The organism is Streptomyces sp. NPDC126510 (genome assembly GCF_040302345.1).
GTDB lineage: Bacteria > Actinomycetota > Actinomycetes > Streptomycetales > Streptomycetaceae > Streptomyces.
On record NZ_JBEORR010000002.1, the window covers coordinates 57802 to 70177 of the forward strand.

10 protein-coding genes are annotated in these 12376 nt (G+C 72.9%); 6 read left to right on the top strand and 4 right to left on the bottom strand.

What is annotated here, in order from left to right:
• Window positions 1-15 precede the first annotated feature (15 nt).
• The 3 genes from ABTX60_RS02200 to ABTX60_RS02210 all read left to right on the top strand — a co-directional run bounded on the left by ABTX60_RS02200 (window position 16) and on the right by ABTX60_RS02210 (window position 2462).
• Complete coding sequence (locus ABTX60_RS02200; RefSeq protein ID WP_352095183.1) at window positions 16-579, top strand: SAV_6107 family HEPN domain-containing protein; 564 nt, start codon at window positions 16-18, stop codon at window positions 577-579.
• A gap of 389 nt (window positions 580-968) precedes the next feature.
• Window positions 969-1733 carry a methyltransferase gene (locus tag ABTX60_RS02205; protein ID WP_352095184.1) on the top strand — a complete coding sequence of 255 codons (765 nt, stop codon included), beginning with the start codon at window positions 969-971 and terminating at the stop codon, window positions 1731-1733.
• A 330-nt stretch (window positions 1734-2063) separates the two neighbouring features.
• Window positions 2064-2462 (top strand): SCO2097 family morphological protein, encoded by a 399-nt coding sequence (locus tag ABTX60_RS02210; RefSeq protein ID WP_352095185.1) that lies wholly within the window; start codon window positions 2064-2066, stop codon window positions 2460-2462.
• Window positions 2463-2765: 303 nt separating this feature from the next.
• Here ABTX60_RS02210 and ABTX60_RS02215 read toward each other — a convergent pair whose 3' ends face one another.
• The 4 genes from ABTX60_RS02215 to ABTX60_RS02230 all read right to left on the bottom strand — a co-directional run bounded on the left by ABTX60_RS02215 (window position 2766) and on the right by ABTX60_RS02230 (window position 8428).
• Window positions 2766-5159, bottom strand: a complete 2394-nt coding sequence (locus tag ABTX60_RS02215; RefSeq protein WP_352095186.1) for a transglutaminase TgpA family protein — start codon at window positions 5157-5159, stop codon at window positions 2766-2768.
• The gene (locus tag ABTX60_RS02220; protein ID WP_352095187.1) at window positions 5159-6520 is read right to left on the bottom strand and encodes a DUF58 domain-containing protein; all 1362 of its coding nucleotides are present in this window, start codon (window positions 6518-6520) and stop codon (window positions 5159-5161) included. Before ABTX60_RS02220 ends, ABTX60_RS02215 begins: the two co-directional genes overlap by 1 nt.
• The gene (locus ABTX60_RS02225) at window positions 6520-7596 is read right to left on the bottom strand and encodes an AAA family ATPase (RefSeq protein WP_502992263.1); all 1077 of its coding nucleotides are present in this window, start codon (window positions 7594-7596) and stop codon (window positions 6520-6522) included. The genes ABTX60_RS02220 and ABTX60_RS02225 overlap by 1 nt, the downstream gene beginning before the upstream one ends.
• 280 nt (window positions 7597-7876) lie before the next feature.
• Window positions 7877-8428, bottom strand: coding sequence for a beta-class carbonic anhydrase (locus tag ABTX60_RS02230; RefSeq protein WP_352095188.1), 552 nt, complete (start codon window positions 8426-8428; stop codon window positions 7877-7879).
• A gap of 386 nt (window positions 8429-8814) precedes the next feature.
• Here ABTX60_RS02230 and rsmH point away from each other — a divergent pair, with 386 nt between their 5' ends.
• From rsmH to ABTX60_RS02245, 3 genes are read left to right on the top strand one after another with little or no spacing between them, the layout of a single operon-like run.
• Complete coding sequence (rsmH, locus tag ABTX60_RS02235) at window positions 8815-9771, top strand: 16S rRNA (cytosine(1402)-N(4))-methyltransferase RsmH (protein WP_352095189.1); 957 nt, start codon at window positions 8815-8817, stop codon at window positions 9769-9771.
• A gap of 31 nt (window positions 9772-9802) precedes the next feature.
• Complete coding sequence (gene ftsL / locus ABTX60_RS02240) at window positions 9803-10252, top strand: cell division protein FtsL (protein ID WP_352095190.1); 450 nt, start codon at window positions 9803-9805, stop codon at window positions 10250-10252.
• A gap of 5 nt (window positions 10253-10257) precedes the next feature.
• Entirely contained in the window at window positions 10258-12216 is a 1959-nt protein-coding gene (locus ABTX60_RS02245; protein WP_502992264.1) for a peptidoglycan D,D-transpeptidase FtsI family protein, read from the top strand.
• Window positions 12217-12376 lie beyond the last annotated feature (160 nt).

Here is a 12376-nt window from a genome sequence, read left to right on the forward strand (position 1 = left end):
GACAGGAGGTTCGTCATGGCCAGCTATCACGCAGCAGCCGCCCGCCGGCGCCGCGCCACCGGCCCTGCCCCCTCACTGACCGGCCCGGCGAGCGACGTGCACCCGGTGCTCCGCCGGGCCACGGCCCCGCCCGCCGCCCTCGACCTGCTCGCCCAGGCCCGTGCCAGCCTCGACGAGGCCACGTCCCTGGAGACACCGAACGAGCGGTACTCGCGGGCTCACCTCGCCGCCCTGCGCACCGCCGCGGCGGTGCTCGCCGCCCGGGGACGCCCGGAGACCTCGCCCCGGGCCCGGGCCAAGATCCGGAGCGCCTGGGAAGTGCTCCCCGAGATCGCCCCCGAACTGACCGAGTGGAGCGCGCTGTTCGCCTCGGGCGCCCGGCGCCGCGCCCGCGCCGAAGCAGGCATCCAGGACGCCGCCACCGGCCGGGACGCCGACGACCTGATACGCGACGTGGCGATGTTCCTGCGCCTCGTCGAGCGGATGCTGGTCCTCCAGCCGGTCCTCCCACAGCCCCGCCCGGACCATGACCAGCCGGAGGGCCCCGGCACGGGGAGTGACATGCCGGACGCGGGTTGACCGGCCGCGGCGGTAGCGATCCGGTGGCGGCCCGGGTCCGGCAGCGGTCGTCGGTCCGGCAGCGGTCGCCGGTTCGGCAGTGGTCGTGGGTTTGGCGGTGATCGGGGGTCGGGCGGTGGTCCGCAGCCGCAGCCCGTAGCCGCAGTGGTCCGGGTCAGGCAGGGGGCCGGGATCCGGCGTGGCGGCCTGCGGCCGTACGGGACGGACGAGGTCCGGCGCCGGAAGGCCGGGGTCGTGGGGCATCCCCGGACCGGGTCATCCGCACGCCGCGGCCCAGGCAATAGGGTGGGGGACGCCTGAAGTCTTCCCTCCCCGTGGCCGGGGCCGGGGAAGACACCCCGTTCGCGCCGCCGTGCCAGAGGCGGTGCCGCGCCGAGGAGTCAACTGCCGTGTCGGACCCGATGCGCCCCCGCGCCTCCCTCCGTACCGCCGTGGTCTGGGAGGTCCTCCAGGACGCCCTGGACCGCCGGGTCAAGGCCGCGGGCCGGGAGTCGCTGGACGTCCTCGACACCGGAGGCGGCAGCGGCAACTTCGCCGTGCCCGTCGCCCGTCTCGGCCACCGGGTCACCGTCGTCGACCCCAGCCCCAACGCCCTGTTCGCCCTGGAGCGCCGGGCCGCCGAAGCCGGCGTGGCCGACCGGGTCAAGGGCGTCCAGGGCGACGCCCACGGCCTCTTCGACGTGGCCGAGCGCGCTGGCTACGACGTGGTGTTGTGCCACGGCGTCCTGGAGTACGTGGACGACCCGGCCGAGGGCATCCGCAACGCGGTGGCGGCCCTGCGCCCGGAGGGCGTCCTCAGCCTGCTCGCCGCCGGACTGGGCGGTGCCGTGCTGTCCCGCGCCCTCGCCGGGCACTTCAAGGAGGCCCGGCAGGCGCTCGACGACCCGAACGGACGATGGGGCGCGGGTGACCCCGTACCGCGCCGCTTCACCACCGAGCAGCTCACGGCACTGGTCGAGGGAGCGGGCCTGCGCGTCGGTGCCGTGCACGGGGTTCGGGTCTTCGCCGACCTCGTGCCCGGCGTCCTGGTGGACACCGAGCCCGGAGCCCTGGAAGCGCTGCTGAAGCTGGAGGAGGTCGCCGCCGAGCTCCCCGCGTTCCACTCCGTGGCCACGCAGCTGCACGTCCTGGGGGAGACCGGTGGGGCGCGCTGAAATCTGCGGGGCTGGTGGGACCGGCGAGACCGATGGGGCGGTCGAGGCCTGAGCCTCCTCGTGAGGCACCACCGCTGATCAGCGCCTTGGCTGCGCATGGAGTACGCCACAGGCCACCCGAATGGGGACGGCGCGCCGTATGATCGAGGGAGACCGTTCCGGCATGACGTGTCGGCCGCCGGGGAATGGAAGCCTCAGCGAGCCGGACGCCCATGGCGGGTTCCGGTTGGTCAATTGGCGCAGAGGGGCGGGTTTCACGGGGGCGATTCCCTGCCTATCCTGAAGGGACCCCCCGGGTCGCCCCGGCGACTGCACGATGAGGAGGACTCCGTGCCGCTCTCGGAGCACGAGCAGCGCATGCTCGAGCAAATGGAGCGAGCGCTGTACGCCGAAGATCCCAAGTTCGCGACAGCGCTTGAGGGAAGCGGGCTGCGCACGTACACCCGGCGACGGGTCTACCAGGCGGTCGCGGGCTTCCTCGTAGGTATCGCGCTCCTCATGGCTGGAATGGTCGCCAAGCAGGTCTGGCTCAGCGTCGTGGGCTTCCTCGTCATGCTGGGCTGTGCGGTGCTCGCCGTGACCGGCTGGCGCAAGGCCCCCAAGCCGGGTGAGCAGGCGTCCGGTGCCGCCGGACACCAGGCCCGCTCACAGGGTCGGCAGCGCCGCTCGGTGATGGACCGCATCGAACAGCGCTGGCAGAAGCGCCGCGACGAACAGGGTGGCCATTAGCCCCCCCGCAGCCGCTTCAGGACCACGTGAAAACGTAGGTCAGGGGGTGACCACCGACTCGGTGGTCACCCCCTGACCTTTGCGCGTGTGCCGCCATACGACCGGCAGAGGCCGGCCACGGCCAGGCCGACCGTTCCCGGCCGCTGCCAGGCCGACCCTTTCGGACGCGGCGGCTGACCTTTCCCGGACGAGGCCCAGGCCGACGCGCCCCCGGACGCGACAAGACCGGCCGGCGCATCCGCACCGGCCGGTCCGAGCGACGCTGCTCCTCAGTCCCGCCGCACCCTGCGCCCTGCCATCGCCTCAGCCCTGCTGCCCCGAGGCCTTCCGCCACGTCGGCCGCAGCGCCACGGCGCGCTCCCGGACCCTCGTCCACCAGGCCGACGCCGCCCACACCACACGCGCGGTGGAACGGGGGGCCAGAAGCGCACGGAGCCCGGCCGCCCGGCCGGCCGCCGCGCCGAAGCCCGCCGCCGCACGGCGGACGTCGTCCGTGAGACCCGCCACCGGACGCGGTTGCGGTGCGTACAGCACCTGCTCCACCGCGTTCGCCACCCGGTGCACCGAGCCCGCGGCCGTCGCGTCGAGATCGCCGAGGCGGACCATACGGGCGGCCGCCTTGCGCGGGGTCTGCGACTCGTCCGGCGTGATCCCGAAGTCCCACGCCGTATCGGTCAGCTCCTGCCAGACGGCCAGGGTGTGGGGCGCCGTGTCCGCCTCGCCGCGGCCGTGCGCCCCCAGCCGTGCCGACCGTGCCCGCAGCCGCCACAGCATCGGTGCCAGGGGGAGCGCGAGGACGGCGAGACCGGCCAGGGCCCACACCAGGAACGCGTACCACTTGGGGCCGTCGTCGTCCGTGGGCAGCGCCGCCTGCGGCGATTCACTCGCGCAACCGCCGTCCAGCTTCTTCTGCTGAGGCGTGCAGCTCTCGCTCGCCGAGGGCGCCGCGGAGGGCGCGGCCGACGCCGACTGGGAGGGACGCGACGGGTTCGGCACCGAACTGCCGGGGTTGTCGGGCAGGGTGTACGACGGAATCGAGCCGCGGGTCGGAGTCGGCTCGAAGCGGGTCCATCCCACGCCCTCGAAGTACAGCTCGGGCCAGGCGTGCGCGTCCCGCAGCCCCACCGACACCGAACCGTCCGCCTGCGGGGAACCCGGCGCGAAGCCCACCGCCACCCGGGCCGGTATGCCCAGGGAACGGGCCATGGCCGCCATCGCGAAGGAGAAGTGCACGCAGAAGCCCTGCTTGTCCTTCAGGAAGCGGGCGATCCCCTGCGAGCCGCTGCCGACCTGCACCTGCGTGTCGTACTCGAAGCCGCCGGTCACGGCGAACCAGTCCTGGAGCTTGACCGCCTGGTCGTACGGGTTGGCCGCGCCCGCGGTGACCTTGCGGGCGGTGCGGGCCACCACCGACGGCAGCGAGTCGGGCAGCTTCGTGAAGTCGCGCTCGATGTTCGCGGGCGCCGGCCCCGCCGAGGCCAGCTGCTCTGCCGTGGGCTGCACGTCCAGGCTCGTGACCTGGTACGTCAGGCCGCGGGTGTTCTGCCCGTGGTCGCCGACCAGCGTCATGCCCTGCGGTTCGTACCGCCAGTTGCCGCTGATGCGCACGCCGCTCGGCGGATACGGCATGGGCAGCCAGTCCTGGGCGTACCAGCCGGCCGCCGTGATCGCGGTGTCGAACTTCGTGCGCTTGACGTCCGGGCTGAGCCCGACCGGGTCCGGGAAGGCGCCGTCGGGGACGGCGGTGATGGACCGCCGGGACGGCTTCCACGTGGTGCCGTCGAAGTCGTCCAGGGACACGATCCGCAGATAGAGGTCCGAGACGTCCGGCGTCTTGGTCCGCAGGGACAGGACCTGCTGGTCCTCGTCCGCGTTCAGGCTGTCCCGCAGCGACACCAGCGGATTCACGGCGGAGATGGTGCCCCCGCCGCCGGAACCGCCGCCCGCTCCCGCGCCCACGGTGTCCAGCAGGCCGCCGTCCATCGCGGGCAGGCCGAGCGGCACCACCAGGGCGATGCCCAGCGCGACCACGCCGATGCGCCGGCCGGTGCGGACCGGGGCGACCGCGCCGCTCGGCTCCCCGCCCGCCGTGCGCGGGGAGCCGCCGAAGACCCGCCCCCACTGCGAGAGCCGGTCCCGCCCCTCGGCCAGCAGCAGCGTCAGATAGCCGGCCGCCGCCAGCAGGAACCACAGCCAGTCCGCGCCCCCGTCGGACAGCCCCGCCGCCACGGAGTACAGGGCGAGCAGGGGCAGGCCGGCCGGAGCGGCGCTGCGGAAGGTCACCGCGAGGGTGTCCACCAGCAGCCCGATGATCAGAACCCCGCCCAGGAGCATCAGTCGTATGCCGTCGGACTCCAGGGGCGCCGGGATCGCGTACCGCGCTATGTCGTCACCGCCCTGCTGGAGCAGGAGCGCGAAGCGGTCGAAGGCCTGCGGTCCGGGGATCAGCCCGGCCAGGGCCTGCTCACGGGCGAACACGAAGGTCAGCAGCATCACGGTGACCACGGCTTGCGCCGCCACCGTCAGCGGCCGGGCCAGGGGCACCCGGCGGGCAGCGGCTCCCACGCCGGACTGCAGCGCCAGCAGGAAAGCCGCCTGCACGATCCACGTGGCCGGCCGGACGAGGGGCAGCAGGGCGCACGCGGCCATCAGCGTGGCCGCCCAGGCGCCCAGCGTCAGTCGTACCCGCCCGCTCATCACGGTCCCTCCCCGCCGCTCGCGGCGGCCACGCCCCTGCGCTCCCGGTCCGCCAGCCGCCACAGCTCGTCCATGGAGGCGCCCCGCGGCACGCGCAGGGCCGTCCAGCCCGCCTCGCGCAGCATGCGCAGCCGGTCTCCGCTCCTGTCCAACGGGCCGGGCACATCGCTCGGTTCCCGCACCCAGGTGTCACTGTCCAGCACGAAGGCGACCGCCCCCGGGCTGCGCTGCCGCATCCGGCCCAGCACGGCCGCCTGCTCCTCGTCCAAATCTCCGAGGAAGGCCACCAGCAGCCCCTCGTTCCCGCCGCGCAGCACGTCGTAGGCCCGGGACAGGCCCGCGCCGTCGGAATGGTCGATCACCGCGAGGGTGTCCATCATCAGCCCGGCCGCGTCCGCCGACTCCTGGCTGGCGCCCGCGAAGCCGTCACCGCCCTCGCCGGGCACCGCGTTGCCGGTGTCCGTCAGCAGCCGTACCGAGTAGCCGCGTTCGAGCATGTGCACCAGCACCGAGGCGGCGCCCGACACGGCCCATTCGAAGGGCGAGTCGGGCCCCGCGCCCTGGTAGGCGATGCCGCGGGTGTCCAGCAGCACCGTGCAGCGGGCGCGCTGCGGCTGCTCCTCGCGGCGCACCATCAATTCGCCGTAGCGGGCGGTGGACCGCCAGTGCACGCGCCGCAGGTCGTCGCCGTAGCGGTAGCCGCGCGGGATGACGTCGTCCTCGCCGGCCAGCGCGAGCGACCGCTGCCGCCCGTCGCCGTAGCCCTTCGCCTCGCCGCCCAGGCGCACCGGCGCCAGCGGCTCCACGCGCGGGATGACCGTGAGGGTGTCGTACGTCGAGAAGGACCGGGTCAGCTCGCACATGCCGAACGGGTCGGTCAGGCGCAGCTGGAGCGGGCCCAGCGGGTAGCGGCCGCGCAGGTCGGAACGAACCCGGTAGGACACCTCGCGCCGGCCGCCCGCCTCCACCCGGTCGAGCACGAAGCGGGGCCGAGGACCGAGCACGTACGGCACCTTGTCCTGGAGCATCAGCAGGCCCGTGGGCAGCCGCGAGACGTTGTCCATCCGCAGGTGGACCCGGGCCTCGCTGCCCGCGGGCACGCGCGCGGGGGAGAGCCGGCGGCTGCCGGCGACCCGGTAGCGGGTGCGGTACAGCACCGCCGCGCACACCAGCGGCAGCACCGCCAGCAGCAGCCCCACGCGCAGCAGGTCGCTCTGACCGAGCACGTAACTGCAGATCGCGGCCGCGACGCCGGCGGCCAGGAAGGAACGTCCGCGGGTGGTCAGACCGGCCAGAGCGGTGCGGACGCCGCCCTTCTCGCCCCGGTCGGCTTCCGCCCGGCCCGCCCCCGCGGTGGTCATCACAGCCTCCGCGGCGGCTGCTGGGGATACGCCGGCGCCGTACGGCCCAGGCCGCCGAAGCCGCTCTGCTGCTGCGGCCCCGCCGGCACCGGGGTGCGCTGCAGGATCTCCTCGACGACCTGTTCGGCGGTGCGCCGGTTGAGCTGGGCCTGGGCGGTGGGCAGCAGGCGGTGGGCCAGGACGGCGACGGCGAGGGCCTGCACGTCGTCCGGCAGCGCGTACTCCCGGCCGCTGAGGGCCGCGGACGCCTTCGCCGCGCGCAGCAGGTGCAGCGTCGCGCGCGGGGAGGCGCCGAGTCTCAGGTCGGGGTGGGTGCGCGTGGCGCCGACCAGGTCGACGGCGTAGCGCCGCACCGGCTCGGCGACGTGCACTCCACGCACCGCCTCGATGAGCTTCAGTATCTCGTCCGCGTGGGCCACCGGCTGGAGGTCCTGCAGCGGCGAGACGCCGCCGTGCACGTCCAGCATCTGCAGCTCGGCCTCCGCGCTCGGGTAGCCGACCGAGACCCGGGCCATGAAGCGGTCGCGCTGGGCCTCCGGCAGCGGGTAGGTGCCCTCCATCTCGACCGGGTTCTGCGTCGCCACCACCATGAAGGGGCTGGGCAGCTCGTAGGTCTTGCCGTCGATGGTGACCTGGCGCTCCTCCATCGACTCCAGGAGCGCGGACTGCGTCTTGGGCGAGGCGCGGTTGATCTCGTCGCCGATCACCACCTGCGCGAAGATCGCGCCCGGCTTGAACTCGAAGTCACGGCGCTGCTGGTCCCAGATCGACACGCCGGTGATGTCCGACGGCAGCAGGTCGGGCGTGAACTGGATGCGCCGCACCGAGCAGTCGATGGACCGCGCCAGCGCCTTGGCCAGCATCGTCTTGCCGACGCCCGGGACGTCCTCGATCAGCAGATGTCCCTCGGCGAGCAGCACGGTCAGCGAGAGCCGTACGACCTCGGGCTTGCCCTCGATCACGCCTTCCACCGACTGCCGCACGCGCTCCACCACGGCGGTCAGATCGTCCCCCACCCGGGAGAAATCCCGGGCTGGGGGACCCCCATGGCTCGCTCGATCGTCATAGGTCGTCACCCGGCGCTCCTCGGCCTTTCCCGTGCTCCCAGGAAGCACGGAATACCCCATTTTCCCGGGCCGACGCCGCATGACGCGGGCCGGCCCACCCCGAACCACGGACACCACGCGTGAAAGGTTCCGCGTGACGCCACCCCCGCATTCTTGCTGCCGTTACCGTTTCGTGTCACTCGACTGTGGACAACTGGCCGCGATATGTCTGTCTTGCGGCCATTCGAACGCGTGACTGACAGGAAGTCGACAGCTGCGGCGGGTGGCGGGGTCGCTCCCGCCGCGCAGGTCAGGAGGCCGGGTCGACCTCGCGCAACAGGCCCGTCTTCACGTCGAAGACGAATCCGCGCACGTCGTCGGTGTGCGGCACGAACGGGGAGGTGCGCACGCGCTGCATCGACTGCCGCACGTCCTGGTCGACGTCCCGGAAGGACTCCACCGCCCACGCGGGACGCTGGCCGACCTCGGCCTCCAGCTCGTTGCGGAAGTCCTCGGTGAGGCTCTCCAGGCCGCAGCCGGTGTGGTGGATGAGCACCACGCTGCGGGTGCCCAGCTTGCGCTGGCTGATGGTGAGGGAGCGGATCACGTCGTCGGTGACGACGCCGCCCGCGTTGCGGATCGTGTGGCAGTCGCCGAGTTCGAGCCCGAGGGCCGCGTGCAGGTCGAGGCGGGCGTCCATGCAGGCCACGACGGCGACGTGCAGCACGGGCCGGGCGTCCATCCCCGGGTCGGTGAAGGCGTCGGCGTACCGGGCGTTCGCCTCTACGAGACGGTCGGTGACCGTGTCGCCGGCCTTTATGGCGCTCTCCGAACCTGTGGGTACCGATGCAGAAGTCGTCATAGGCATGACGTTACTGGTCACACCCGGTCCAGGCCTCCTGTGGAAGTGGACAAAGAATGCCGCCGAGGGGTGGTTGTGAGGTACCCCACACGGGCGGTGCCCCGGTCGGCGTGCGAACGGCGGCGACGCGCAGGCCGGTTGATTGACCGGGCGACACCGTGGACTAAAGTGACGCGAAGCGGGAGGCGAGACTCTCCCCGCTGGACTGATGTTCTTCGGAGACCCCGGCGACGACCGGAGATCTCCCCGCGTGCGCGGCGCGTACGTACGGCTCGGCCTCCTCCCGCTCCCGGTCGGCTGACGCTTCCGGCGCCGGCAGGTCTCATGTCCACGAGCGGGCGGTGACCCGGCGGTGCGCATGGCCGCGCCGGATCTGAGAGGGCCCCTTGAGCGAGAGTCGACACGTCCCGGTGATGCTCCAGCGGTGCCTGGATCTGCTGGCACCCGCGCTGGAGGGCCCGGACGCCGTGGTCGTCGACTGCACCCTCGGCCTCGGCGGCCACAGCGAGGCGCTGCTCGCGAGGTTCCCCGATGCCCGGCTCGTCGCCCTCGACCGCGACAAGGAGGCCCTGCGCCTGTCCGGCGAGCGCCTCGCCCCCTACGGCGAGCGCGCCACCCTCGTCCACGCCGTCTACGACGAGCTCCCCGAGGTGCTCGACAGACTCGGCATCGCGCGCGTGCAGGGCGTGCTGTTCGACCTGGGCGTCTCCTCCATGCAGCTCGACGAGGCCGACCGCGGTTTCGCCTACGCCCAGGACGCCCCCCTCGACATGCGCATGGACCAGACGACCGGCGTCAGCGCCGCCGAGGTCCTCAACACCTACCCGCCGGGCGAACTCGTGCGCATCCTGCGGGCCTACGGCGAGGAGAAGCAGGCCAAGCGGATCGTGAGCGCGATCGTGCGGGAGCGGGAGAAGGAGCCGTTCAGCAACAGCGCGCGTCTCGTCGAACTGATCCGCGACGCCCTGCCGCAGGCCGCCAAGCGCACCGGCGGCAACCCGGCCAAGCGCACCTTCCAGGCCCTGCGCATCGAGGTCAACGGCGAGCTCTCCGTCCTGGAACGCGCGATCCCCGCCGCCGTCAAGGCGCTCGACGTGGGCGGGCGGATCGCCGTGCTGTCGTACCACTCGCTGGAGGACCGGCTGGTCAAGCAGGTCTTCGCGGCGGGCGCGGCCACCACCGCGCCGCCAGGACTGCCCGTCGTCCCCGAGCGCTACCAGCCGCGGCTCAAGCTGCTCACCCGCGGTGCCGAACTCCCCACCGAAGAGGAGATCGCCGAGAACCGGCGGGCGGCACCGGCGCGACTGCGCGGGGCCCAGCGCATCAGGGAGGACGTCGAGTGAGGCGTGTGCAGGCCGGACCGAGGGAGCGTGCGTGAGCGGCAAACCCGAACTCAAGGGGAGGGCGGCCCGACTCGCGCGGCTCCTCCCGACCGGCCCCGGGCAGGCGGCCCGCACGCCTTTCGTCCTCCTGGTCGTCCTCCTCCTCGGCGGCGGTCTCATCGCCCTCCTGGTGCTGAACTCGGCCCTCAGCGAGGGCGCGTTCCGACTCGACGACCTCCAGCGCGGAACCAAGGACCTCACCGACGAGGAGCAGGCCCTCCAGCGGGACATCGACGCCTACTCCGCCCCCGACGCCCTGCAGCGCCGCGCCCGCGAGCTCGGCATGGTGCCCGGCGGCGACCCCGCGTTCCTGGACCCCGACGGCACCGTCAAGGGCGTCCCCAGCGCCGCTCCCGGTGTCCGGCGGTCCGCCGCGCACACCCCTCTGGTCCTCGCCCCCGAGGCCATGCCCAACGGCCTCGCCCCGACCCCCGGCAGGTGACGGAAGTGTCCGACAGGCAACCGCCACGTCGTCGCGTGCCCGGCCCCGCGAAGCCCGCCCGCCCCGACGCCCGGCGCCGCCCCGGCCCCGGTCCCCGTCCGGCCCGGCGCCCGGGACAGAACCGCCCGGGGGCGCCCGGGCCATTGCGGCTGGGCAGTCCCCGGCCCCGCCTTCGGCTGGTGGGGCTCGCGCTGACCCTGGTCCTCTCCGCCTTCGTCGTCCGGCTGTTCCAGGTGCAGGCCGTCGACGCGAGCACCTACGCCGCCAAGGCCGAGCAGAACCGGTACGTCGGGCAGGTGCTGGCGGCGGACCGGGGCGAGATCACCGACCGGTCCGGTGTGGCCCTCGCGACCAGCGAGGACGCCTACGACATCACCGCCGACCCCACGATGTTCGCCCCCGGCATGCTGAAGATCGCGGACGGGCCCGAGCAGGCTGCCGCACTCCTCGCGCCGATCCTCGGCCAGGAGCAGGAGGACCTGGTCAAGAAGCTGCGTCCGAAGAACACGGCCCTGCGCTACGTCAAGCTGGCCTCCCGCCAGACCCCGCAGGTCTGGACGCAGATCAAGGACCTCAAGTCCGCACTCGCCAAGAAGGCCGAGACCGACAAGTCCACTCCCAACGTCCTGTCCGGCGTCTTCTCCGTCGCCACCAGCAAGCGCGTGTATCCCGGTGGCGACCTCGCCGCCGGGATACTGGGCTGGGTCAACGGCGAGGGCAAGCCCGGCGGCGGCATCGAACTGCAGCTGGACAAGCAGCTCGCCGGCAAGGACGGCAAGATCCGCTACGCCCAGTCCGGCGGCCGTCTGGTGCCCACCGCGGGCTCCACCGAGACACCCGCCGTCCCCGGCAGCGACGTCGAGCTCACCATCGACCGCGACATCCAGTGGGCCGCCCAGAACGCCATCAGCGAGCAGGTGAAGGAGTCCGCGGCCGACCGCGGCTACGTCATCGTCCAGGACACCCGCACCGGACAGGTCCTGGCCATGGCCAACTCGCCCGGCTTCGACCCGAACGACCTGTCCGACGCCGACCCGGCCGCCCTCGGCAACGCCGCCGTCCAGGACGCCTTCGAGCCCGGCTCCACCGCCAAGGTCATGTCGATGGCGGCCGTCCTCCAGCAGGACGTCGCCACACCCGGGACCCACGTGGTCGTGCCCAACCGGCTGCACCGCGGCGACCGGCTCTTCAAGGACGACATCGACCACCCGACCTGGTACCTCACGCTCAACGGCGTCCTCGCCAAGTCCAGCAACATCGGCACCATCCTCGCCACCGGACAGCTCGGCAAGACCCAGGCCCAGGCCAACAAGGTCCTCTACGACTACCTGCGCAAGTTCGGCCTCGGCAGCTACACCGGGCTCGGCTTCCCCGGCGAGACCAAGGGCATCCTCGCCCCGCCCGGCAAATGGTCGACCTCGCAGCAGTACACGATCCCTTTCGGCCAGGGCGTTTCCATCAACGCCATGCAGGCGGCCTCCGTGTACTCGACCATCGCCAACGACGGCGTCCGCATCCAGCCCAGCCTCGTACGCGGCACCAGGGGCCCCGACGGCCAGTTCACGCCCGCCCCGAAACCCGAGAAGAACCGGGTCGTCAGCGAGAAAACGGCGAAGACCCTCGCCCAGATGCTGGAGTCCGTCGTGGACGACGAGCAGGGCACCGGCACCAAGGCGCGCATCCCCGGCTACCGCGTCGCGGGCAAGACGGGTACCGCCAACCGCGTGGATCCGGCCACCGGCAAGTACCACGGCTACACCTCGTCGTTCGCCGGGTTCGCCCCCGCCGACAAGCCCCGCGTCACCGTCTACTGCGCCATTCAGAACGCCACCCAGGGCAGCTACTTCGGCGGGCAGATCTGCGGCCCCGTCTACAAGAAGGTCATGGAGTTCGCACTGAAGTCCCTCCAGGTCCCGCCGACCGGCGCCAAGGCCGCGAAACTGCCCGTCTCCTTCAAGCAGTGATCAGGGCCGACCCGCCCTGATCAGCACTCAGCCCCACCGAGCCACCAGGACCGCCTCCGTGACGACGATCACCCCCGACCCCGGCAACCAGAGCAGCACCGGCCCCTCACTTCGCCCGGAGGCGGGTACGCCCGGTACGCTCACCGCCGTGCCACACGCT